Here is a 22,065-nt window from a genome sequence, read left to right on the forward strand (position 1 = left end):
AAATCCCCAAGGGTCGCGCGACATCCAATCGCGCGGCCCTTTTCTTTGCGCATTCCGCGGATCGGATGGGAACGCCTGCGCAAAGCCTCGCGTTCGCTCTTCAACGAAAGGAGCCGTTCATGAGCACCCGTCTCGAATTGCAAAGTATCAGCCCCGTCACCCATGACACGCATCACCTCGTCTTCCCGCGCCCCGACGGGTTCGACTTCGACCCCGGTCAGGCGGTCGAGCTGAACCTGACCCGGGAGGGCTGGACCGACGAGAAGCGTCCCTTCACCTTCACAAATCCGGTGGACGGCGACACGCTGGAATTCGTCATCAAGTCCTATCCGGACCATGACGGCGTGACAGAGCAGATCGCGACGCTCAAGCCCGGCGAGGCGGTGGAAGTCTCCGACCCGTGGGGCGCTATCAAGGACAAGGGCCCCGGCACCTTCATCGCAGGCGGGGCGGGGGTGACGCCCTTCATCTCGATCCTGCGCGCGCGACTGGCCCGCGAAGGTACGCTGGAGGGTTGCCGCCTGATCTTCTCCAACAAGACCGAGGCCGACATCATTCTGCGCGACGAGTTCGAGTCGATGTCGGGGCTGGAGACCGTCTGGACCGTGACCAAGCAGGACGATCCCGGCGCGGGCGTGCAAACCGCCAAGATCGATCGCGGCTTCCTCGCGCCCTATGTCGAGAAGGAGAGCGGCAAGTTCTATGTCTGCGGCCCCCACGAAATGGTGGACGAGCTCGAGGCCACGCTGAAAGAGCTCGGCGTCTCGCAAGATCGCATCGTCCGCGAAGATCTCGACTGACGCATTGCGATCACGCCTAAGTGGCCTCGGCCCGCGCATCCCGCGCTCTCCCGCCCCCTTGCCCCCGGTAAGGGGGCGGCCTAGTTTGCCCTCGCGCAAATTCTTGCCGAGAAAAGCCGACAGACAAGCCGGGGGTCCGCACGCATGGCCGAAAAACGCAGCATCTTCGAGGAAGTCGGAGCCGAGGGCAGTGCCAAACGGGCCGAGCCCAAGGGAGGCATGATCGACGCCAAGCCGCGCGGCGCGCGCCGGGCGATCCGGATGTGGCTGTTCGTGCTGTTCACGCTGGTCGTGGCGATGATCGCGGTAGGCGGGGCCACGCGCCTCACCGATAGCGGTCTGTCGATCACGCGCTGGGACCCGATCTCGGGGGCGGTCCCCCCGATAAGCGATGCGGACTGGCAGGCGGAATTCACTCATTACAAAGAGAGCCCGCAGTTCAAATACATGAACCCGAACATGACCGTGTCCGAGTTCAAGGGCATCTTCTGGTGGGAATGGGGGCACCGGCAGCTGGGCCGCCTGATCGGCATGGTCTGGTTCATCGGCTTCATCGGCTTCTGGCTGACCAAGAAAATCCCGACCGGCTGGACGGGTCGACTGTTCAGTCTCGGGATACTGGGCGGTTTGCAGGGCGCGATCGGCTGGTGGATGGTGTCTTCGGGCCTCGTGGGGCGGATGACGTCGGTCGCCTCTTATCGTCTGGCCACGCATCTCGGCCTCGCTTTCATCATCCTTGGTCTGATCTCCTGGTTCGCGCTGCAACTCTCGCGCCCGGAATCGGCGCTGTTGCAGGCGCGGCGTCTGGCCGAACCGCGCCTGACCCGGATCGGCTCGGTGCTGATCGGGCTGGTTTTCGTGCAGATCCTTCTCGGCGCGCTGACCGCGGGGATCGACGCAGGGCTCGCCTTCCCGACATGGCCCTCGATGAACGGGCAGTTCCTGCCGTCGGAGAGCTTCGATTACACGCCGCTGTGGCGCAACTTCTTCGAGAACCCGGCGCTGGTGCAATTCCTGCACCGCATGGTCGGCTATCTCGTCTTCGCCTCGGGCCTTTATGCCGCATGGCGCGCGCGCAGCTCGGCCCATCCGCGCACCAAGGAAGCCTTCGCGCTGATGGCCGCGATGATCTTCTTCCAGATGGTGCTGGGCATCACCACCGCGCTTGAGCTGGTGAATTACTGGTGGCTGGGTCTCATCCATCAGTTCGGCGCCGTCATTACATGGGTCCTCGTGATCCGCGCGCGTCACATGGCGCGCTTCCCCCTTGTTCGTTCCATCCGGGAGGGCCGCGTATGAGCGCCTATCAGGACCTGCTCGCGCATCAGCGCGAAACCGAAGCGCTGGGCAATATCGCCGGGCTGCTGAGCTGGGATCAGGAAGTGATGATGCCGCGCGGCGCCGCCGATCAGCGCGCCGAGGAATCCGCGGCGCTGGAATCGGTGCTGCATGCGCGCCGCACCGATCCGCGTATCGAAGACTGGCTGGCCCGCGCCGAGGCCGACGACGCGGTGAGCGCGCGCATTCTCGATCTGGTCGGGCGCAGCTACAACCGCGCGACCCGTATCCCGGCGCGCCTCGCGACCGAGATGGCACGGCTGACTTCTCTGTCCCAGGGCATCTGGGCCGAGGCCCGCGCCAACGAGGACGCGTCCGCCTTCCTGCCGACGCTGGAAGAGGTTGTGCGCCTGAAGCGCGAAGAGGCGGAATGCCTGTCCGAGGGCAATCTCTACGACGCACTGCTCGACGACTATGAGCCGGGCGCGACGTCCAAGGAAATCGCCACCGTCTTCGACCGGATGCGCGGCCCGCTGGTGGAGCTGCGCGACCGGGTGCTGGGCTCGGAGGTCTCGCCGCAGCCCTTCGACAAGGTCTTCCCCGAGAACGCCCAGCTGCGGCTCGCGCGTAAATGCGCCTCCGCCTTCGGCTATGACTGGACGCGCGGGCGGCTGGATATGTCGGTCCACCCGTTCTCCTCGGGCGGCGGCGACGATGCGCGCATCACCACCCGCATCTCCGAAAGCGACCCGTTCGGCAATATCTACTCGACGATCCACGAGGTCGGCCACGCCACCTACGAGCAGGCGATCGACCCGGCTTATCGCTTCACGCCGCTGGGCCATGGCGTCTCGATGGGCGTGCATGAAAGCCAGAGCCGGATCTACGAGAACCAGCTTGGCCGCTCGGCCCCGTTCACCGGCTGGCTGCACCAGCGCATGACCGATGCGTTCGGCGATCTCGGCATGGATAGGGAGGCCTTCCACGCGCTGGTCAACCGCGTCGATATGGGCTTCATCCGCACGGAATCGGACGAGTTGAACTACAACCTCCACATCATGCTGCGCTTCGATCTGGAGCGCGACCTGATCTCGGGCAAGCTGGAGGTCGCCGATCTCGAAGAGGCGTGGAATGCCCGCTTCGAGCAGGATTTCGGCGTGAAGGTCACCAAGCCCAGCCAGGGTTTCCTGCAGGATGTACACTGGTCGGTGGGGCTGTTCGGCTATTTCCCGACCTATGCGCTCGGCAATGTCTATGCCGGTTGTCTGGACGAGGCGATGCGCGCGGTCACGCCCGGGATCGACGCAGCCCTCGCCGAGGGCGATGCGACGCCCGCGAAACAATGGCTCGACGAAAACCTGCGCGTCCACGGCGGGTTGCGCACGCCGCGCGAGACGATCCGGCATGCCTGCGGGTTCGAGCCGACCGAGACGCCGCTGCTGGCTTATCTCACGCGGAAATTCGAGGGCATCTACAAGCTGTGAGCCGAAGCGCTTGCCGAAAGGGCAGGCGCCTCCGGCGGGGATATTTGGGTCAAGAGGAAGGGGCGGGCGGCCCCTTCGACGATCTTAATTTCGCTCAGCGGTTTCCAGCTTTTCCAAGGCCGCCATCCAGAGTGCTTCGGCCTTCTCCATCGCCTGCGTCGCCTCGGTGTGCTTCGCCTGCCAGACCGCGAGATCCTTTGCCTTTTCCGGCTCGTAAAGCGCGGGATCGGCGAGTTTCGCGTCGAGCTTTTCCAGCATGCTGCTGAGCTTCTCGACCCGGGCCTCGCAGTCGCGCACCTCGCGTTTCATTGCCGTCATCGCATCGCGGGAGGGCTTGGCCGTTTTCGGTGCTGCGGGCTTCGCGGGCTTGTCTTCGGGCGGCGGCGCCAGCAGCTCGGTGCGGTAGCTTTCCAGATCGCCCTGATAGGGCGCGACTGCGCCGCCTTTGACCAGCCAGAGTCGGTCCGCGACCAGACCCAGCAGGTGCATGTCGTGGCTGACAAGGATCACCGCGCCGGAATATTCGGTGAGCGCGGTCACCAGCGCCTCGCGGCTCTCGATATCGAGGTGGTTGGTCGGCTCGTCGAGGATCAAGAGATGCGGCGCGTCGAGCGTCGCCAGCAGGAGCGACAGCCGCGCCTTCTGTCCGCCCGAGAGCTTGCCCACCGCCGTCTCCGCCTGATCCGCGCCGAGGCCGAAGCCCGCGAGCCGCGCGCGCAGCTTGGCGGGATGCTCGTCGGGACGCTCGCGCTTGAGATGGGTCAGCGGCGTCTCTTTCAGGTCCAGCTCGTCGACCTGATGCTGGGCGAAATAGCCGATCCGAAGCTTGGAGGACCGCGTGATCTTGCCCTCCATCACCTGAAGTTTGTCCGCCAAGAGCTTGGAAAGCGTGGATTTCCCCTCACCATTTCGACCCAGAAGCGCGATCCGGTCGTCCTGATCGATACGCAGGTTGAGACGCTTCAGGATCGCCGGGCCGCCATAGCCGACAGCGGCGCTTTCCATCGCGATGATCGGCGGCGAGAGCTGTTCCGGCTCGGGAAAGGTGAAGACCTGCTTTGCCGCTTCTTCCGGCGCGGTGATCGGCTCCATCTTCTCGAGCATCTTGACCCGCGCCTGCGCCTGCTTGGCCTTGGTGGCCTTCGCGCGGAACCGATCGACGAAGCTTTGCAGATGGGCCCGGCGCGCGTCCTGCTTCTTGGCCTGCGCGGCCTGCGCCTCGCGGCGCAGTCGGCGGGTGCGCGCGAAGGTGTCGTAGCCGCCCTGATAGAGGGTCAGTTGCTTGTCCTCGAGATGCAGGATCGAGCCCACCGCGCGATTCAGCAGATCGCGGTCGTGCGAGATCACGATCACCGTATGCGGGTAGCGCATCAGGTAGCTTTCCAGCCAGAGCGCGCCTTCGAGATCGAGATAGTTCGTCGGTTCGTCCAGAAGCAGCAGATCGGGCTGCGCGAAGAGCACGCCCGCCAGCGCCACGCGCATCCGCCAGCCGCCCGAGAAATCCGAACAGGGGCGCTTCTGCGCCTCCATGTCGAAGCCGAGCCCCTTCAGGATGGCGGAGGCCCGCGCCTCGCCCGACCATGCGTCGGTATCAGCGAGCCGCGCATGCACTTCGGCGATGCGATGCGGATCGGTCGCCGTCTCGGCCTCGGCTAGAAGACTGGCGCGTTCCTCATCGGCGGCCAGCACGGTGTCGAGAAGCGAGGTCGAAGAAGACGGCACCTCCTGCGCGACGCCGCCGACGCGGGCGCGCGAGGGCAGGGCGATCTCGCCGCCATCCAGCGTCAGCTCTCCCCGGATCAGCCTAAACAGCGTGGTCTTGCCCGCGCCGTTTGGGCCTACGAGGCCGACCTTGTGGCCTTCGGGGATCGTAGCGGAGGCGTTCGCAAAGAGCGGACGGCCTTCGATCGAAAAAGAGATATCGGAGATGCGCAACATGGGGCCTGACTTGGCGCAGGGGCGCGCGACAGTCAATCGCTGCTGCGCGCCGCGCCCCTTCGGCTTGGCAAAAAATATCCCCGCCGGAGGCGCCCTTCGGCGCGTGACGCCCGGCGGCCCGCCGGTCTGCCTTGACCAAACGGTCACGAAACCGCGCTAGACTCGCCCCGGGCCCGCCCATGAGGGCTTTTCAAGCCAGCCCCTGCATGATAGCAGGCGCGGGATATTTCGGACCGGCTTTCCGGCCGCGAACACAAGGAAAGGGTCACACATGGCCATCGAACGCACGCTGAGCATCATCAAACCCGACGCGACCAAGCGCAACCTCACTGGCAAGATCAATGCCAAGTTCGAGGAAGCGGGTCTGCGCATCGTCGCGCAAAAGCGCATCCAGCTGACCATGGAACAGGCCGGCAAGTTCTATGAAGTGCACAAAGAGCGCCCCTTCTACGGCGAACTGTGCGAATTCATGGCGTCCGAGCCGGTCGTCGTTCAGGTCCTCGAAGGGGAAGGCGCGATCGCCAAGAACCGCGAAGTGATGGGCGCGACCAACCCGGCGGAAGCCGACGAGGGCACCATCCGCAAGGAATACGCGCTCTCCGTGGGTGAGAACTCGGTGCACGGCTCCGACGCTCCGGAAACCGCTGCGGAAGAAATCTCGTTCTTCTTCTCGGGTCTCGAGATCGTCGGCTGATCTAGCGTTTCGCGATCAGACCAATTTCCGAGAGGGCCGCGTCCAGCCGGGCGCGGCCCTTTTCTTTTGCGGAAGGCGCGGAGCTGTCCTCCGCCGCGATCCGCGCCTTGAGCGCGTCGAATTTCTTCCGGAATGCGGCCTTCTCGGCGCCGCGGCAGTCGTTCCACGGCCGACCCTGCAGCGCCATGTGCAGTGCGTAATAACCGATGAAATGGGCGGGGTTCCCGGCTTCGATCCAGGCGGCATAGGCGGCGTCCGCTCCGATCTCGCGCAGGTCTTCCGCCGAGGTGATCCCGGCGCGCATGAAGCCTTCGGCGGTGGCGGGGCCGATCCCCTTGATGGAGGTGAGAGAGGTGCTCATCGTGCCGGACGGTCCTTCGGGCCGCGCGGCAAGGGCAGCGCGACGGTTTGGCGGATCGTCGCAGTCTGAAGCTGGACTTCGCGCCACGCAAGAGCAGCGCGAAGGAGAGATCGAATGGCGGGCGGCGCAAAAACCGGCGATGGATGAAGATGCCGGTTGCGGGGCCAGCCTGGGCCGCTATCATCGCGGCGCGAGAGAGGGCGTCAGATGGACGCCCAATCGTCGAATACGGTGCCGTTCTGTTGGGTCGTATTGCCCGTTTGGCCTTGTTGCTGGCCAGGACGGTTCGTGCCGCCTTGCTGTTGCTGGCCTGATTGATTGCCCGATTGCTGTTGCATGACCTAAGCCTTGTGATGAGTCGCGTTTTAGCGGGGTCTTCCCGTTGCTGCGACAAGTAGCCACAGGCTCTCGCCGAGAAAAGGGTCGGTCAAGCGAAACTGATTTTTGGTCGCATTGGCGTGAGCGACCGTCATGAAACTGTGACGTCGCCGACACGAAAGCGCGGATTTTGGCGCGAGTGCGTCAAGAATTCGGACCTATCGTGGCCGCTTGCGCGGAGCCTTGTTTCAAAGGGCTACCGCGCAGCTCGCGCCGCCGTGCAGATCGGGATGGGTTGCAGGCCGGGCAGGCTGAGCATCGCCTCCAGAGCGGTGTTGTTCTCGACCAGATCGGCGATGGTCTTGCGGTCGAGCGTTCCGTAAAACGCCTCGAGCGCCTCGCTCAGCGCATCGCGGAACAGGCAGGCGTCGCGCAGCGGGCAGGTGTTGGTCTCGGTGTCGAAACATTCCGCGAAAGGCAGGCGGGCCTCGAAGGCGCGCAGCACGTTGCCGACGCCGATCTGTTCGGGTGGGCGCGCAAGTTTCATGCCACCGGCGCGACCGCGCAGGGTGGTGATGAAATCCTCATGCGCAAGGGTGTTGATCACCTGCGCCAGATGGTTCTCGGACGCATTGCAGGCTTCCGCGATCTCGTGTTTGCGCACGGTGCGGTCCGGATTGACCGCACAGAACATCAGCACACGCATCGCGAGATTGGTTCGAGTGGTCAAACGCATCGTAACTCCTCCAGCTCACGCGGCGGTGATATAGATAAGTTTGCCTCGCAAGTTTGACCTATGTCACATTCATTGGAAATTTTCGCGCCGAGGCGAGATTTTGCCGCGCCGTTGTCACGCGGGCCAATATCGGTTGGGTAAGGCGGGGCTGCTGGGCCGGCGCGGCGGGCGCGTCCATTCGGTGAAGTCGCGGCACACGGTTGCGTGAGCGAATGAGAGCTTCGGTCTTCTGCGCCCGGTTCGTGCGGTTGCGGGCGCTGCCCGGCCCGGATCGCCCCGGGCGGGCCCTTGTCGGAGTGCGCGGGTTCGGACGCGTCCCTCGTCGCCTCGCGGGGCAACTTGACCTCCTGCGAGGGCTGGCGCAGATTTCGCGGGCGAAAGGGAGGGCGACCATGGCTCTGGAAGATGCGAAAACCCAAGTGGATCAGGCCTTTACGCGCGCAGATGCGCGCGGTCTGAGCTTCGAGAATACCTTCGGTGGCGCGACCAGCTTCCTGCGGCGGCGCTACACGAAAGACCTCGCAGGCGCGCAGATCGCCGTTACCGGCATCCCCTTCGATCAGGCGGTGACCAACCGCCCCGGCACGCGGTTCGGGCCGCGCGCGATCCGCGAAGCCTCGACGCTGCAGGCTTTCGATGCGCCCTATGGCTGGGGCTATGACCCGCTCTCCGAGCTGGCGATCGTCGATTACGGTGACATGCCCTTCGACTATGCCAATGTGCCCGAGGTGCCGGGCCGGATCGAGGCGCATCTCGGCGCGATCTTCGGGGCGGGCGTGGTGCCGATCACGCTCGGCGGCGATCACTTCATCACGCTGCCGATCCTGCGCGCGGCAGTCGCCGCGCATGGCGAGATCGCGCTGATCCAGATCGACGCCCATTCCGACACATGGGCTGATGACGACATGGACCGGATCGACCATGGCACTTTCCTCTACAAGGCGATCAAGTCGGGCGTCGTGCGGGCGGAGAATGTGGTCTCGGTCGGCATCCGCACCGACAATCCCGATACGCTGGGCGTGAACATCGTGGATGCGCCGAGCGTGCATCGCGAAGGGATCGGTCCCACGCTCGAACGCATCCGCGCGGTGGTGGGTGATAGACCCTGCTACCTCACCTTCGACATCGACGGTCTGGACCCGGCCTTCGCGCCCGGCACCGGTACGCCTGTCTGGGGCGGTCTGGCGAGCTGGCAGGCGGCAGAGCTGTTGCGCGGGCTGAAGGGCATCAACCTGATCGGCGGCGACGTGGTCGAGGTCTCTCCGCCCTACGATCCGACCGGGGTGACGGCGATCGCCGGGGCCCATGTCGCGACCGAGCTGATCGCCCTTGCGGGCTGGGCGATGCGGGAGAGGGCGGCATGAAACGGGCCGTGACGATCCTCGCGCTCGGGCTCGCCGTCGTGGTGGCGGCCGACGGATGGGTGCGCCTCGCCCCGATTGATCCGGCGCGCTTCGATGTCGACGGGCTGGCGAAAGCGCCCGGTGACCACCCGGAGACAGGCGGGTTTCAGGCCGTGCGCGACGTCTCCGATCCGCCGGCGCAGATGGCCGCGCTCGACAAGATCATCCGGGGCACCGCGCGCACCAAGCGCGTCGCGGGCAGCGCCGACGAGGGCTACGCGGCCTATGTGACGCGCTCGGCCGTCTGGGGCTTTCCCGATGTCACCACGCTCTGGATCGAAGGCGATACGCTGCAGATCCGCGGGCACCTCGTCTACGGGAAATCCGATCTCGGGGTGAACGAGGCGCGGATCAAGGGCTGGCTCGACGAGGTCGGGCTCTAGCGGGCGCGACCCGCCGTGCGCAGGGTATCTTGCGCCGCGTTTTCCCGCCGACCCGCCCCACGCCGTAGGGTCACACAGACCAACTCTGACAGTGCGCTCCCTTGCGAAGACAGGGGGCGAAGCCTAAGTGAGGCCTCATGCAGCCGGAGCCAGCATGACCATCATGTATCGTTATTTTTCCTGGGCCATCGCCGTCACGGTGGCAGGGCTGGTCGGGTCCTTCGCGCTGGGGTTCGCCCAGACCGGAGGGCTTGGCGGCGCGGTCTCTTTCCTGATGATCACTGCCGTGCTGGCCGTGCTGGAAATCTCGCTGAGCTTCGACAACGCCATCGTCAACGCCAACAAGCTGCACCAGATGACGCCGAAATGGCAGCGTCGTTTCCTGACATGGGGTATCCTGATCGCGGTGTTCGGGATGCGTATCCTCTTCCCGCTTCTGATCGTCGTGATCGCCGCCGGCATCGGACCGTGGGACGCGGTTCTTCTGGCTGCGAAACACCCGGCCGAATATGCCGAGATCATCGAGGACGCGCATCTGTCGATCGCGGGCTTCGGTGGCGCCTTCCTGATGATGGTCGCGCTCACCTATTTCATCGACGAGGGCAAGGAGGTCGACTGGATCCGCGCGCTGGAGCGCCGGTTGCGGGCGCTCGCGTCGATCCGAGGTCTGGAGATCGGCTTCGTGCTGGTCGTCGTTCTGCTTTTCACCTGGATTCTGCCGGAGGGGCGCGAGGACGAGTTCCTCTTCGCCTCCATCTGCGGCCTTGCGACCTTTCTCGGCGTCGAGGTGCTCAGCCACGTGCTCGACCGGACGAATATCGCCGCCGAGACGGCCAAGGCGGGCCTCGGCGCGTTTCTCTATCTCGAAGTGCTCGATGCGTCCTTCAGTTTCGACGGGGTGATCGGGGCCTTCGCGCTGACCCAGAACCTGTTCCTGATCGCGATCGGTCTGGGGATCGGTGCGATGTATGTGCGCTCGATGACCCTGATGCTGGTGGAGCGCAACACGCTCAGCGAATTCCGCTATCTCGAGAACGGCGCCTTCTGGTCGATCCTGATCCTCTCCGTCGTCATGTTCGCGCAGACGCTGGTGGAAGTGCCCGAGGTGATCACCGGCCTGATCGGGGCCGGGCTGATCGGTCTCGCGCTGCTATCCTCGATCCGGTTCAACCGACGCTGCCGGCGCGCCGTGGAAAGCTGAAATATTCTTGACTCAGTGCGGCGCGCGCGGCACAGCAGGGGCACTTCGGTTCCGCGAAAGCGGATGAAAAGGGAACCCGGTGCGATGCGTGCATTCATTCCGGGGCTGCCCCCGCAACTGTGAGCGGCGAGTGACGGCTGACTGAGCCACTGGGGAGACCCGGGAAGGCCAGCCGGAACCAGGACCCGCGAGCCAGGAGACCTGCCGAGGCGCTCATCCTTTCTGCCTGTGCGGGGCGCGCAGCGGAGGCGGTCTTCCGTCAGTGGTGACATTTTTCACCGTCGGCGGAAATTCCAAATTTCCAAAGACTTGCAATACGAAGTTCACGCGACCGCAGAGTCGCGGCACGAGGGAATTGGATATGATCCGCACCCGTTTGACCGTGGGCCTGATGCTCACCACAGCGCTGGCAGGCCCCGCGCTCGCGCAAGATGCGCAACCTTACCAACTCGATGAGATCGTGATCTATCACGGCGCGCTCGAGCCACGCGCGGCTGATAAGACCGCACAGGCGGTCACCGTGCTGTCCCGTCGAGATTTAGAGCGCTCCGGCGAGACCCGGCTTGCGAACATCTTCGCGATGACGCCAGGTGTCAGCATACTCTCGCGCGGTCCGATCGGGGCCCAGACCGGTCTCTCGATCCGAGGCGTGTCGCAGAACTACGTCAAGGTACAGGTGGACGGCATTGATGTCTCGGACCCGTCGGGACCGCAGACCGCCTTCGACTTCGGCCGGCTCAATGCGGTGAATTACGATCGGGTCGAGATCATGCGAGGCTCGCAATCGGCGGTCTACGGTGGGCAGGCTGTCGGGGGCGTCATCAACCTCGATACCCCGCGGCCGACGCGGGAAGGTTTCAGCCAAGGCTACACGCTTGAGGTAGGATCGCGCGCCACTGTGAACGCCGCATACAATCTCGGGTGGAAGCAAGGCGAGGACGAGTTGTCGATGCAGCTCTCGAAGATTCGCACCAGTGGTTACTCGGTGGCCGACAAAGCCGATGGGAACAGCGAGGCGGATGGCTACCATGCGGAGCGTCTTTCGGCGCGCGGTCAGACTAGGCTCGAGAACGGCGTATTGATCGGTTTCGCGGGGTTCGCGCAGAATTCCTACGGCGAGCTTGACCCGCAATATGTTTATGAGAGCCCGGCGCAACCCTCAGTTCCACTTGCCGACGGTGTCAGTCCCGACGATTTTGGCGATTCGAAGCAACGCGCCTTGCGACTGTTTGCGCAATTCGACGCTGCCGGCTGGAGCCACGAACTCGATGCGAGCTATTTCGAGATAGACCGGCGGAGCTACAGCCACTGGATCGGAGCCGATTATGACCCGGTCACCTATGGCGTGAGTGGAAGCAGTGATAAATATTCTGACTACACTTATTCGGGCTCCCGCCGAACCGCATCTTGGACGGCGGCGCGAGACCTCGAGATCGGGCACCTCAGCCTAGGTCTGGATTACCGGTATGAGAGCTTCCGGCAGGGGGGCTACAGCTCTTACGGCCCCGTCAGTGCAGGTGCGTCCCGTAAGACCACGGGGATTTTCGGAGAATATGACGTGACGCTCGCGCCCGGTGCCGATCTCGTTGCCTCTTTGCGCCATGACGACAATTCAGCCTTTGGTGGCTTCACCACGGGACGGCTCGGACTGACCTGGAAACTTGCGAACGACCTCTTGCTGCGCAGCTCGGTGGGCACCGGCTATCGTGCTCCCTCGGGTTACGAGCTCTACGGGCCCTTCGGGACGTCAACGCTCCATCCGGAGAAATCGATCAGCTACGATCTGGGGCTGCAGAAGGACTGGGACGACACCTCCCTGCGCGCTACCCTTTTCCGCGTCGAAACACGCGACCTAATTATCTACAATGGTTCGAACTACGTGCAGACTTCAGGCAAGACCGTACGTCAAGGGCTCGAGCTGGAGGCTAAGGGCGCGCTCTCGTCGCGGCTCGATTACACGCTCTCCTACACTTATATTGATACGCAAAACCCGAACAACCTCGGCTATGGGTCAAGCTGGAGCCAGACCTACGGTCGCCACAACCTGTCCGCGTCGCTCGATGCGAAGCTGACCGATCGGCTCAGCGGCAGCTTCGGGGCGAAGCTCGTGGCCGACCGCGCGCCGATCAATGGCACTCCGATGGGGGATTATACTCTCGCCAATGCCAAGTTGAGCTACGACCTCGGCGCGGGCAAGGAGGTCTATCTCCGCGTGGACAACCTCTTCGACGAGCAATACCAGCAATTCCCCGGCTACGGCACCTCGGGTCGCGCCGCCTATGTGGGGCTGCGTGCGCGGTTCTGATCTGAAAGGGGCGGTTTGCGCCGCCCTTTTCGCCGCCTTGGCGGCGACCTCATCCGCATGGGCGGAAGAGCCTGCGGGAGATGTGCCGCGGCGGGTCGTCTCCATGAACCTCTGCACCGATCAGCTGGCGCTGGCGCTGGCCGATCCGTCGCAGATCGTCTCGGTCAGCCATTTCGCGACCGACCCGTCGATGTCGGTGCGCTGGAAACAGGCTGAAGACCTGTCCGTAAACTTCGGGCGCGCCGAGGAAATCTCTATTCTCCATCCCGATCTCGTGCTGGCCGATACGTGGTCGAACCCCGACACGATCCGCATGTTGCGCACGCTCGGAATCCGGGTCGAGCAACTGCCGCCCGGCACCTCGCTGCCCGAGATCCGCGGCCGGATCGAGACGATGGGCAAGCTTCTTGGCCATCCCGGTCGCGCGGCGAAGATGCTCGCGGATTTCGATGCGCGGCTGGCGGCGATCCAGACACCCGCGCCGGGGCTGAAAGCTGCGATCATCGGGCCCTCGGGCTATGGCTACGGGCCGCGGACCCTTGAAGGGCAAATCCTTGAAATGGCAGGATTTCAGAACGTCGTCAGCGGGCCGGGGCTCGACTGGGGCGGGCGGTTGCCTCTGGAGGATCTGGTGATGGATCGCCCCGATCTGGTGGTCGTGGGGGGCTCGCAAGGCGGCACCGGCACGAGCCGCGCGCAGGAGGTGCTGGCGCACCCGGTGCTGCGCGATCTTCCGGTCGTGCGGGGCCTGCGCGATGCGAGCTGGACCTGCGGCGCACCGGCGATGCTGAATGCGGTAGGGCAACTGGCGACGCTTGGGCGCAAGATCGAGAAAGAGAAGTTAACGCAATGAGTTATCGCGCGATCCTCATTCTCCTCTCAGCCTTCTGCGCGGTGCTTTTCGCAGCGTCGCTGCTGATCGGACCGTCGGGGATTTCGCCGCTCGACGGGATATCCGCGCTCATTTCCGGCGATGGCGCGGCGGGCTTGGTGATGCGCGAGCTGCGCCTGCCGCGCGCGATCCTCGGTATCGGCGTTGGCGCCGCGCTGGGGCTGTCGGGCGCCGCGATGCAGGGCTTCCTGCGCAACCCGCTTGCCGAGCCTGGGCTGATCGGCACCTCTGCAGGGGCGGCGCTTGGTGCGGTCATCGCGATCCAGACCGGGCTCTACGCGCTCTTCGCCCTGGCCCTGCCGCTCGCCGCGCTGGCGGGCGCGGGCGTGGCCGTCGCGCTGATCTTGGTCCTTGCCGGGCGCGAGGGCCGGGCGCTGGTGCTGATCCTTGCAGGCATCGCCGTCTCCGCGCTGGCGGCGGCGGCGACCGCGCTGGTGCTGAACCTAGCTCCGTCGCCCTATGCCGCGGCCGAGATCGTGTTCTGGATGATGGGCTCGCTTGCCGATCGGTCGATGACCCATGTCGCCCTGGCACTGCCGTTCCTGATCGTGGGCGCTTTGATCCTGCTGCGCGCAGGGCCCGGGCTGGATGCGCTGAGCCTTGGGGAGGATGCTGCAGCTTCGCTTGGTATCTCTTTGAAAAAACTGAGGCTTCAGGTCGTCTTCGGGACCGCGCTCATGGTCGGTGCGGCCACGGCGGTCGCAGGTGCGATCGGCTTCGTCGGCCTCGTCGTGCCGCATCTGCTGCGCAAATCTGTGGGCGCGCGGCCCTCACGGCTGCTTCCGGCTTCGGCGCTTGGCGGGGCGGCGATGCTGACGCTGGCCGATATCGCGACGCGGGTGATAGCGCCCGAGCGCGACCTGAAACTGGGGGTGCTGACCGCGCTGGTCGGCGCGCCGTTCTTCCTGTCGATGATCCGCAAGATGGGGCGCGAGGGCTGATGCTGGAACTGGAAAACCTGACCGTTCTGCGGGGCGAATGCCCGGTCGTCGATCACGTCTCGGCGCAGGTCGCGCCGGGCGAGCTGATCGGGCTGATCGGGCCCAACGGCGCGGGCAAGACCTCGCTGCTGCGCGGTGCGATGGGGCTCTTGTCGCATCGCGGGGACAGCTCGCTGTCGGCGCTCGATCCGATGGCGCGGGCGCGGGCGGCGGCGTGGCTTCCGCAGGCGCGCGAAATCGCCTGGGGGCTGTCGGTCGCCGATCTGGTCGCGCTGGGGCGGTTGCCGCATGGCCGCGATCACGCGACGCGCGGGGCGGCGGCGGTGGAAGAAGCGCTGCGCCGGATGGGGCTCGACACTTACCGAGACCGCGCCGCCACGCAGCTCTCGGGCGGCGAGCAGGCGCGGGTGCTGATCGCCCGGGCGCTCGCGCAGGAAAGCCCGCTGATCCTCGCAGACGAACCCATCGCCGGGCTCGATCCGGCGGCGCAGATCGCGACGATGCAGGTCTTCACCGCCCACGCGCAGGCGGGCGGCGCGGTCGTCACCTCACTGCATGATCTGGGGTTGGCCGCGCGCCATTGCACCCGGCTTTGGGTGATGGATCGCGGGCGGCTTGTGGCGGATGGACCGCCCGGCGAGGTCCTCACCGAGACGCTTCTGGCGCAGGTCTTCCACATCCGCGCGCACTTTAAAATCACGTCGGAAGGCCCTGTTTTTCAACCACTTTCCACATTGGGGATCTGATGGCATTTCCTCCTGAACGCATCGTCTGTCTGACCGAGGAAACGGTCGAGACGCTCTACCTTCTGGGCGAGGACGCGCGCATCGTCGGCGTCTCGGGCTACGCGGTGCGGCCCAAACGGGTACGGCAGGAAAAACCGCGCGTCTCCGCTTTCATCTCCGCCGATTTACCGAAGATCCTTGCGCTGGAGCCGGACCTCGTCCTGACGTTCTCGGACCTTCAGGCCGACATCGTCGCGGGGCTGGTGCGCGAGGGCGTCGCCGTGCACGCGTTCAACCAGCGCTCGGTCGCCGGCATCCTCGACATGATCTGCACGTTGGGCGCGCTGGTGGGCTGCACCGAGCGGGCGGAACTGTTGGCCGCAGGCTACGAGACGCGTCTGGCGGAGATCGCCGCGAAGCCGCGCCCGAGCCGTCCGCGCGTCTGGTTCGAGGAATGGAACGAGCCGCTGATCTCCGCCGTCGGCTGGGTGTCGGAGCTGATCGAGATCGCGGGTGGGCGCGATGTCTTCGCCGAGCTGGCGAAAGAGGGCAAAGCCAAGGATCGCATCGTCGCTCCCGAACAAGTGATCGCAGCCGCGCCCGAGGTCATCGTGGGCTCCTGGTGCGGCAAGAAATTCCGCCCCGAGAAAGTTTCCGCAAGGCCAGGCTGGCAGGACGTTCCGGCTGTTGCGCGAAACCGGCTGCACGAGGTCAAATCGACCCTCATTCTGCAACCGGGCCCCGCCGCGCTGACCGACGGGCTCGATGCGCTCGAGGCGGCTATCTGGTCCGATCCGGGGTTGCGGGCGTAATTGTTCTTCGACATAGAACCCGCGCACGCTAGAGTGGGCGGGCAAAGCGAACACAAGACAAAAAACCCCGCGGGAGGGGGCATGTTCACGCGTTTCATACGGTTTTCTCCGCTCGTCCTGTCAGCCCTGCTGACGCTCTTCGCGCTTTCCGGCTTGATCCTGACAGATTGGTTCCTGGTCGCCGCGATCCTTTTCGGTTTCCTGACGCTGGTCGGCATCTACGACCTGATCCAGGGCCGCCACGCCATCACCCGGAACTATCCGATCCTCGGCCATCTGCGCTTCTTCTTCGAGGAGATCCGCCCCGAGATCCGGCAATACCTGATCGAAGGCGACGACGAGGAGGTGCCGTTCTCGCGTGCCACCCGCACGATCGTCTACCAGCGGGCCAAGGATATCGAGGACGCCAAGCCCTTCGGTACGCGGATGCGTGTCTCGGAATCGGGCTATCAGTGGATCACCCATTCGGTGAAGCCGCGCCACATCGAGGATAGCGATTTCCGCGTCGAGATCGGCGGCGAGACCTGCAAGCAGCCCTACAAGGCGTCGATCTACAATATTTCGGCGATGTCCTTCGGAGCGCTCTCGGCGAACGCGATCATGGCGCTCAACAGAGGCGCGAAGATGGGCGGCTTCGCGCATGACACCGGTGAGGGCGGTATCTCGCGCTATCACCGCGAGGGCGGCGATCTGATCTTCGAGGTGGGCTCGGGCTATTTCGGCTGCCGCAATCACGATGGCAGCTTCAACCCCGAGAAATTCGCCAAGCGCGCGCAGGACCCGCAGGTCAAGATGATCGAGCTGAAGCTGAGCCAGGGTGCGAAGCCGGGCCACGGCGGCATGCTCCCGGCCGCAAAGATCACCCCCGAGATCGCCGAGGCACGCGACATCCCGATGGATCGCGACTGCATCTCGCCCGCCTCGCATTCGGCCTTCTCGACGCCGATCGAGATGATGGAATTCATTGGCGAACTGCGCGAACTGTCGGGCGGCAAGCCAGTGGGTTTCAAGCTCTGCGTCGGGCATCGCCGCGAGTTCATGTGCATCGTCAAGGCGATGCTCGAGACCGGTATCACGCCCGATTTCATCGTCGTCGACGGCAAGGAAGGCGGCACCGGTGCCGCGCCCCTGGAATTCGCGAACCACATGGGCTTCCCGCTCGTGGAAGGGCTCAGCTTCGTGCACAACACGCTGCGCGGTGCGGGGCTGCGCGATCAGGTGAAGATCGGCGCCTCGGGCAAGGTCGTCACCGCGTTCCACATCGCCAAGGTTCTCGCGATTGGCGCGGATTGGGCGAATTCGGCGCGCGGTTTCATGTTCTCGATCGGCTGCATTCAGGCGCAGTCGTGCCACACCAACCGCTGCCCGACCGGCGTCACCACGCAGGATCCGATCCGTCAGCGCGCGCTGGTGGTGCCGGACAAGGCGACCCGCGTGGCCAATTTCCACCGCAACACGATGAAGGCGCTGGCCGAAATGACGGGGGCTGCCGGCCTCACCCATCCGGGCCAGTTCCTGCCGCATCACCTGCTGGTGCGCGACCGCGAGCGGGATTTCAAAGTGGGCGACGAGATCTATCACTACATGCCCGAAGGGTTCCTTCTGCGCGAGGATGACGACCGCTTCGGCTATCTCAAGCGCTGGAAACGCGCCCGCGCCGAGGCGTTCGAGCCCTTCGACAGCGGCGTGTGAGATCGGATTTCCCGGTATCTTGGGAGAGGCGGCGACGGAGGTTGCCGCCTTTCTTTTTGGCGACGAGGTATGCGCCGGAGGCTTCGGAACGCGTCTGAAACCGTGCCTTCGCCCGGGCCACGCCCAACCCTCCCTCCGGGAGGGCGCATCTGCACCGGAGCCGCGCGAACGCAGGTTGGGAGAGGTGGAGCGATAAACGGAAATCCAGCTAGGGAGCGCATGCGCCCCCCCAGCGTCGGGCGCAGCCCTCACCGCCCAGCCACGAGTTTGGCCACGGCTTGTTCCGCCGGCCCTTCGAAGGGGCCATGCGTGAAGGCGGCGACGGTGCGGCCTGTCTCGGGGCAGTGATAGACGGCGTTGGCGCTGAACGGCCCCGCGCCGGAATGGCCGAAAACGCGCGTCTCGCCCCAGTCGCCGCACATCAGCCCCAGCCCGTAGCCATGCCGCGTCCAAGGTCGCTCCGGCAGCGCGCCGCCCAGCTCGCGACAGGCGGTCATGCGGGCGAATGCGTCTTGCGAGAGCAGATCGCTCAGCCCGCGCAACAGCCGCGCCGCATCGCCCGCCGTGCCGATCAGCGTGCGGTGATAGACCCAGCCGGGATGGTAGTCGCGCGCCTCGGGCCAGTGAAGTTCTGCGAAATCGGCAGGCGCCTCCGCGAGCCGCACGCTTTCAAGCCCCAACGGTCCAGCGATCCGGTCTCGTACCAGCTCCGCGAGGCCCCGGCACGCTGCCCGTTCGATCGCCTCGCGGGCGAGCATGTAACCGAGGTTGGAATAGCGCCACTCGTCGCGCGAGTGCTGCGCCAAAACCCGTGCCACCAGCAGATCGCGCGGCCACGGTGCGCGTCCGGCGGCGACATCGGCGTGATAGTCGGGCAGGGTGCCGTAATCGGGCAGGCCCGCGCTGTGGTCGAGCAGACGGGCGAGGGTGATGCGACCGGGCAGCTCCGGCAGGTCGAGCGGCGCGCGCAGGTCGAGCCACCCCTCGGCCTCGAGCGTCAGCGCCAGAGCCGCAATCACCGGTTTGGTGAAGCTCCAATAGGGAAAAAGCCGCCCCCCCGACCGCGCCAATTCGCAGCGACCGTCGCGATCAATCGTCGCGGTGAAGGAGGCGGGGGATTGGGGCAAGGCTTTCGCTTTCGGTGGTTTTCTCTGGCGGGCGGGTAGGGTGCCTTCCGACAATATGTCATTTGCCGCATTGCAGCGGTTAAAAATGTTGAAACGGTTCGGGTGTGTTGTATCATCATCTTTGAATATGATTATGGGAGGATCGGAGGTTTTCATGAGAGACGCTCCAAAACCATTCTGGTCACCGCTCGCCGCCGGCACTGCGCTCGGCCTCGCGTTGCTGTTGACCTTCATCGTGACCGGGCACGGGCTCGGCGCATCCGGCTTCGTGACCCGCTTCGCGGCGCAGGCCAATGACTGGATCGCCCCGCAGGCGACCGCCAGCAATTCCTATTTCGGTCCTTTCATGGCGGCAGGCAGCCCGCTTCTGAGCTGGATCACCTGGGAAGTGGTGGGCGTCCTGATCGGGGCGTGGCTCGGCGCGAAAGGCGCGGGCCGGATCTCGGTCAAGGTCGAGCGCGGGCCGCGCACCAGTTCCGGCAATCGCCTCGTCTATGCGCTGCTGGGCGGCGCGCTGGTGGGCTTCGGCGCGCGTCTGGCGCGCGGCTGCACCTCGGGTCTGGGTCTGTCGGGCAGCGCGACGCTCGCCGTGGCGGGCTTCGTCTTCCTGATCGGCTTCTTCGCGGCGGGCTTCGCCGTCTCGATGATGATGCGGAGGATCTGGCAATGAGTATCCCTCTTTACGATAGCGGCATAGCCTCGGGGCTCCTGTCGGGCATCCTGTTCGGCTATGCGCTGGAAGCGGCGGGCTTCGGCTCTCCGCGCAAGCTGACGGGGCAGTTCACGCTGCGCGACTTCTCGGTCTTCAAGGTGATGTTCACCGCGGTGATCGTCTGCGCCGTGGGGCTCTACGTGCTGCGGACGATGGGCTGGATGGGCCCGGCCGCGGTCTTCATCCCGACGCTCTTCTTCTGGGCGATCCTGCTGGGCGGTGTCTTCATCGGCGCGGGATTTGCTGTGGGCGGCTACTGCCCGGGCACCTCCGTGGTCGGTGTGGCCTCGGGCCGGATCGATGCGGTGGTCTTCGCGATCGGCATGGTGCTCGGCACCTCGGTCTTCGCCTGGGTGTTCGACCCGATCAAGGATTTCTATCTCGCAGGTCAGGGGCCGACGGCGCAGACCCTGCCGCAGCTCTTCGGGCTGCCGGAATGGGTGATCCTGCTGGCGCTGATCATCATCGCCGCTGTGGGCTTCCGCCTCGGCACGATCCTCGAGCGGTCGCGTGGCGGTCCGTTCACCGCCGAAGAGGTCTGCGCCCCGGATGACGAGGCCGACGAGTTCGCCCTGACATCAGCAAACGCGCGTGGGTAACCAGTATTAACACGGACGATAGCCTAGGGAGGACAAAGTCCATGAAACTGCACAAGAAACGCAAGAGCCTGTTGCGCGCCGCGATGGTGCCGGTGACGGCGGTCGCGATGAGCGCCGCGGTTCCCGCCACCTCCAGCGCGCAGGCGACCAACCCCTGTGCGCCGGCGGTCGCGAACCCCTGCGCTCCGGCCAACCCTTGCGCTCCGGCGGCGGCCAACCCCTGCGCGCCCGCCGCGGCGAACCCCTGCGCCCCCTCGGCGGCAAAGGCTGCGGATGCGGGCAACGACGCGGCACCGATGGCCAGCGGGCCCTATGACACTACCGTCAAGGCCACGCAGGCGCCCTATGGCGACAAGATGCCCCCGATCGTCGACAACTACCTGCGCGCGACGCCCTATGTCGGCACCGGTGGCTTCATCGACCCGACGGGCATCCCGATGCTTAAGATGCTCGGCTTCAAGACCGTCGTGAGTCTGCTCAAGCCTGACGAGGGCGCGCCGAACGAGGGCGATCTCGTGCAGAAGGCCGGGATGAACTATATCCAGATCTCCGTGCCGACCAAAGCGCCGACCGAGGAACAGGTCGCCGAATTCGCGAAGATCGTCGAAGACCCGGCGAACTACCCGATCCTGCTGCATTGCGAGAGCGCGAACCGCGTGGGCGCGATGTGGGCGCTCTACCGTGCCTCGAAAGGCGTTCCGAACGAGATCGCCGTGCAGGAAGGCCGCCAGATTGGTCTCAAGACCTCGCGTGAACCGGCTGTGCGTGAGATGCTCGGCATGGAGCCGCTCTGAGCGCAGATGCCGCGATGACAAGGACGGGGTCAGCGCCTAGGCTGGCCCCGTTCGCATGAGGAGAGACCGATGACTCGACCCGAAACATCCTCCGAGATGTCACCCGACAGTGCCAACCCGGCGACGCCAGCGCCCACGCTGCGCATCGCCGATCCGGGGATCGAGGGGCTGCCTCGTGCCCGACTGGAAGAGATGCATGACGCGGCCGAGACCGTGCTCGAATGCGAGACGGTTCTGGCGAAATCGGGAATGAGCGTCGTCTCGGAAGTGCTGCGCGGGCAGGGGGATTTCCTTGTCTGGTCGCGCTACCCGCAGGGCGATGTCTTCGATACCGAGACGCATTGCCACTATTTCTACCATGCCCATGACGCGCGCGAGATGGCCGAGGGAGAGAACGGGCATTTCCACCTGTTCATGCGCCCCGAAGGGATCATTCCGGGGTTGGAGCCGTGGGATCTGCCCGGTGCGAAAATCCCCGAGGACAGGTCCGCGCGCTTCGTCCATATCGGCGCGATCAGCGTGGATGCGAAGGGCCGGGCGATCCGCATTTTCACCACCAATCGCTGGGTCACGGATGAATGCCTCTACCGCGCCGAGGACATGATCCGGCTGCTCGATCATTTCGCGATCGAACTGGCGCATCCGAACTGGGCGGTGAACCTTTGGCTGAGCGCGATGGTCACGCTCTATCGTCCGCAATTCGCAGCTCTTCTGCGCGCCCGCGATGCACAGATCGAGGCGTGGCTGGCAGATCATCCGGGAAGCGCGGTGCTGGAAGATCGCGGCTTGCAGAATATCAGCCAATGGCCCGTCGATCCGGTCGCCCAGATCGGCGCGATCGAGGACAAGCTCGACCTCTGAAGCGCAGCG

At 65.2% G+C, this 22,065-nt stretch carries 21 protein-coding genes and 1 riboswitch; of the genes, 17 read left to right on the forward strand and 4 right to left on the reverse strand.

Annotation, left to right across the window (positions count from 1 at the left end):
• Window positions 1–119: 119 nt before the first annotated feature.
• The 3 genes from B6V72_RS00590 (at window position 120) to B6V72_RS00600 (ending at window position 3,562) form a co-directional block, all read left to right on the forward strand.
• Entirely contained in the window at window positions 120–800 is a 681-nt protein-coding gene (locus B6V72_RS00590) for an FAD-binding oxidoreductase (protein WP_088734170.1), read from the forward strand.
• A gap of 144 nt (window positions 801–944) precedes the next feature.
• Window positions 945–2,099 (forward strand): heme A synthase, encoded by a 1,155-nt coding sequence (gene ctaA / locus B6V72_RS00595; RefSeq protein WP_088734172.1) that lies wholly within the window; start codon window positions 945–947, stop codon window positions 2,097–2,099.
• Entirely contained in the window at window positions 2,096–3,562 is a 1,467-nt protein-coding gene (locus tag B6V72_RS00600) for a carboxypeptidase M32 (RefSeq protein WP_088734174.1), read from the forward strand. The genes ctaA and B6V72_RS00600 overlap by 4 nt, the downstream gene beginning before the upstream one ends.
• Window positions 3,563–3,646: 84 nt before the next feature.
• On the opposite strand, the gene B6V72_RS00605 is transcribed toward B6V72_RS00600, so the two are convergent.
• Window positions 3,647–5,500: an ABC-F family ATP-binding cassette domain-containing protein gene (locus B6V72_RS00605; protein ID WP_088734176.1), complete on the reverse strand. Its 1,854-nt coding sequence runs from the start codon at window positions 5,498–5,500 to the stop codon at window positions 3,647–3,649.
• A 271-nt stretch (window positions 5,501–5,771) separates the two neighbouring features.
• Between B6V72_RS00605 and ndk the strand changes: the two genes are divergently transcribed.
• Complete coding sequence (ndk, locus tag B6V72_RS00610) at window positions 5,772–6,194, forward strand: nucleoside-diphosphate kinase (protein ID WP_075775069.1); 423 nt, start codon at window positions 5,772–5,774, stop codon at window positions 6,192–6,194.
• Window position 6,195: 1 nt separating this feature from the next.
• Here ndk and B6V72_RS00615 read toward each other — a convergent pair whose 3' ends face one another.
• Entirely contained in the window at window positions 6,196–6,555 is a 360-nt protein-coding gene (locus B6V72_RS00615) for a TfoX/Sxy family DNA transformation protein (RefSeq protein ID WP_088718438.1), read from the reverse strand.
• Window positions 6,556–7,129: 574 nt separating this feature from the next.
• Window positions 7,130–7,609 carry an Rrf2 family transcriptional regulator gene (locus B6V72_RS00620; protein WP_075775067.1) on the reverse strand — a complete coding sequence of 160 codons (480 nt, stop codon included), beginning with the start codon at window positions 7,607–7,609 and terminating at the stop codon, window positions 7,130–7,132.
• 392 nt (window positions 7,610–8,001) lie between these two features.
• On the opposite strand from B6V72_RS00620, the gene speB reads away from it, so the two are divergent.
• The 9 genes from speB (at window position 8,002) to B6V72_RS00665 (ending at window position 17,963) form a co-directional block, all read left to right on the forward strand.
• Window positions 8,002–8,973: an agmatinase gene (gene speB, locus B6V72_RS00625; RefSeq protein ID WP_088734178.1), complete on the forward strand. Its 972-nt coding sequence runs from the start codon at window positions 8,002–8,004 to the stop codon at window positions 8,971–8,973.
• Window positions 8,970–9,395 (forward strand): DUF1499 domain-containing protein, encoded by a 426-nt coding sequence (locus tag B6V72_RS00630; RefSeq protein ID WP_088718440.1) that lies wholly within the window; start codon window positions 8,970–8,972, stop codon window positions 9,393–9,395. The genes speB and B6V72_RS00630 overlap by 4 nt, the downstream gene beginning before the upstream one ends.
• Before the next feature lie 154 nt (window positions 9,396–9,549).
• A complete protein-coding gene (locus B6V72_RS00635) occupies window positions 9,550–10,596 on the forward strand; it encodes a DUF475 domain-containing protein (protein WP_075775064.1) in 1,047 nt (348 codons plus the stop codon).
• Window positions 10,597–10,625: 29 nt separating this feature from the next.
• Window positions 10,626–10,820: riboswitch (cobalamin riboswitch) on the forward strand.
• A 137-nt stretch (window positions 10,821–10,957) separates the two neighbouring features.
• Window positions 10,958–12,901, forward strand: a complete 1,944-nt coding sequence (locus tag B6V72_RS00640; protein ID WP_088734180.1) for a TonB-dependent receptor — start codon at window positions 10,958–10,960, stop codon at window positions 12,899–12,901.
• A gap of 103 nt (window positions 12,902–13,004) precedes the next feature.
• Window positions 13,005–13,754 (forward strand): ABC transporter substrate-binding protein, encoded by a 750-nt coding sequence (locus B6V72_RS00645; RefSeq protein ID WP_168172987.1) that lies wholly within the window; start codon window positions 13,005–13,007, stop codon window positions 13,752–13,754.
• Entirely contained in the window at window positions 13,751–14,734 is a 984-nt protein-coding gene (locus B6V72_RS00650; protein WP_088734184.1) for an iron ABC transporter permease, read from the forward strand. Before B6V72_RS00645 ends, B6V72_RS00650 begins: the two co-directional genes overlap by 4 nt.
• Window positions 14,734–15,480, forward strand: coding sequence for an ABC transporter ATP-binding protein (locus B6V72_RS00655; RefSeq protein ID WP_088734186.1), 747 nt, complete (start codon window positions 14,734–14,736; stop codon window positions 15,478–15,480). The genes B6V72_RS00650 and B6V72_RS00655 overlap by 1 nt, the downstream gene beginning before the upstream one ends.
• On the forward strand, window positions 15,480–16,271 hold the full coding sequence (locus tag B6V72_RS00660) for a cobalamin-binding protein (RefSeq protein ID WP_206185762.1): 792 nt from the start codon (window positions 15,480–15,482) through the stop codon (window positions 16,269–16,271). Before B6V72_RS00655 ends, B6V72_RS00660 begins: the two co-directional genes overlap by 1 nt.
• Before the next feature lie 81 nt (window positions 16,272–16,352).
• Window positions 16,353–17,963, forward strand: a complete 1,611-nt coding sequence (locus B6V72_RS00665; protein ID WP_088718446.1) for an FMN-binding glutamate synthase family protein — start codon at window positions 16,353–16,355, stop codon at window positions 17,961–17,963.
• Window positions 17,964–18,211: 248 nt separating this feature from the next.
• Here B6V72_RS00665 and B6V72_RS00670 read toward each other — a convergent pair whose 3' ends face one another.
• The gene (locus B6V72_RS00670) at window positions 18,212–19,090 is read right to left on the reverse strand and encodes a serine hydrolase domain-containing protein (protein WP_240497663.1); all 879 of its coding nucleotides are present in this window, start codon (window positions 19,088–19,090) and stop codon (window positions 18,212–18,214) included.
• Window positions 19,091–19,244: 154 nt separating this feature from the next.
• Between B6V72_RS00670 and B6V72_RS00675 the strand changes: the two genes are divergently transcribed.
• The 4 genes from B6V72_RS00675 (at window position 19,245) to B6V72_RS00695 (ending at window position 22,056) form a co-directional block, all read left to right on the forward strand.
• Window positions 19,245–19,760 (forward strand): YeeE/YedE thiosulfate transporter family protein, encoded by a 516-nt coding sequence (locus B6V72_RS00675; RefSeq protein ID WP_088718448.1) that lies wholly within the window; start codon window positions 19,245–19,247, stop codon window positions 19,758–19,760.
• Window positions 19,757–20,401 (forward strand): DUF6691 family protein, encoded by a 645-nt coding sequence (locus B6V72_RS00680; RefSeq protein ID WP_088718449.1) that lies wholly within the window; start codon window positions 19,757–19,759, stop codon window positions 20,399–20,401. The genes B6V72_RS00675 and B6V72_RS00680 overlap by 4 nt, the downstream gene beginning before the upstream one ends.
• A 41-nt stretch (window positions 20,402–20,442) precedes the next feature.
• Window positions 20,443–21,195: a protein tyrosine phosphatase family protein gene (locus B6V72_RS18900; RefSeq protein ID WP_077701248.1), complete on the forward strand. Its 753-nt coding sequence runs from the start codon at window positions 20,443–20,445 to the stop codon at window positions 21,193–21,195.
• A 69-nt stretch (window positions 21,196–21,264) separates the two neighbouring features.
• Window positions 21,265–22,056 (forward strand): hypothetical protein, encoded by a 792-nt coding sequence (locus B6V72_RS00695; RefSeq protein ID WP_141104860.1) that lies wholly within the window; start codon window positions 21,265–21,267, stop codon window positions 22,054–22,056.
• Window positions 22,057–22,065: the final 9 nt, after the last annotated feature.

It is taken from the genome of Thioclava sp. F34-6 (assembly GCF_002213235.1).
Lineage (GTDB): Bacteria > Pseudomonadota > Alphaproteobacteria > Rhodobacterales > Rhodobacteraceae > Thioclava > Thioclava nitratireducens.

Bases quoted from the DNA above. Each gene is read 5' to 3' on its own strand.
- B6V72_RS00605 (WP_088734176.1), bottom strand. From the start codon at position 5,500: ATGTTGCGCATCTCCGATATCTCTTTTTCGATCGAAGGCCGTCCGCTC.
- B6V72_RS00695 (WP_141104860.1), top strand. From the start codon at position 21,265: ATGACTCGACCCGAAACATCCTCCGAGATGTCACCCGACAGTGCCAAC.
- B6V72_RS00645 (WP_168172987.1), top strand. From the start codon at position 13,005: ATGAACCTCTGCACCGATCAGCTGGCGCTGGCGCTGGCCGATCCGTCG.
- B6V72_RS00615 (WP_088718438.1), bottom strand. From the start codon at position 6,555: ATGAGCACCTCTCTCACCTCCATCAAGGGGATCGGCCCCGCCACCGCC.
- ctaA (WP_088734172.1), top strand. From the start codon at position 945: ATGGCCGAAAAACGCAGCATCTTCGAGGAAGTCGGAGCCGAGGGCAGT.
- B6V72_RS00640 (WP_088734180.1), top strand. From the start codon at position 10,958: ATGATCCGCACCCGTTTGACCGTGGGCCTGATGCTCACCACAGCGCTG.
- B6V72_RS18900 (WP_077701248.1), top strand. From the start codon at position 20,443: ATGAAACTGCACAAGAAACGCAAGAGCCTGTTGCGCGCCGCGATGGTG.
- ndk (WP_075775069.1), top strand. From the start codon at position 5,772: ATGGCCATCGAACGCACGCTGAGCATCATCAAACCCGACGCGACCAAG.
- B6V72_RS00630 (WP_088718440.1), top strand. From the start codon at position 8,970: ATGAAACGGGCCGTGACGATCCTCGCGCTCGGGCTCGCCGTCGTGGTG.
- B6V72_RS00650 (WP_088734184.1), top strand. From the start codon at position 13,751: ATGAGTTATCGCGCGATCCTCATTCTCCTCTCAGCCTTCTGCGCGGTG.
- B6V72_RS00590 (WP_088734170.1), top strand. From the start codon at position 120: ATGAGCACCCGTCTCGAATTGCAAAGTATCAGCCCCGTCACCCATGAC.
- B6V72_RS00635 (WP_075775064.1), top strand. From the start codon at position 9,550: ATGACCATCATGTATCGTTATTTTTCCTGGGCCATCGCCGTCACGGTG.
- B6V72_RS00620 (WP_075775067.1), bottom strand. From the start codon at position 7,609: ATGCGTTTGACCACTCGAACCAATCTCGCGATGCGTGTGCTGATGTTC.
- B6V72_RS00660 (WP_206185762.1), top strand. From the start codon at position 15,480: ATGGCATTTCCTCCTGAACGCATCGTCTGTCTGACCGAGGAAACGGTC.
- B6V72_RS00665 (WP_088718446.1), top strand. From the start codon at position 16,353: ATGTTCACGCGTTTCATACGGTTTTCTCCGCTCGTCCTGTCAGCCCTG.
- B6V72_RS00600 (WP_088734174.1), top strand. From the start codon at position 2,096: ATGAGCGCCTATCAGGACCTGCTCGCGCATCAGCGCGAAACCGAAGCG.
- B6V72_RS00675 (WP_088718448.1), top strand. From the start codon at position 19,245: ATGAGAGACGCTCCAAAACCATTCTGGTCACCGCTCGCCGCCGGCACT.
- speB (WP_088734178.1), top strand. From the start codon at position 8,002: ATGGCTCTGGAAGATGCGAAAACCCAAGTGGATCAGGCCTTTACGCGC.
- B6V72_RS00680 (WP_088718449.1), top strand. From the start codon at position 19,757: ATGAGTATCCCTCTTTACGATAGCGGCATAGCCTCGGGGCTCCTGTCG.
- B6V72_RS00655 (WP_088734186.1), top strand. From the start codon at position 14,734: ATGCTGGAACTGGAAAACCTGACCGTTCTGCGGGGCGAATGCCCGGTC.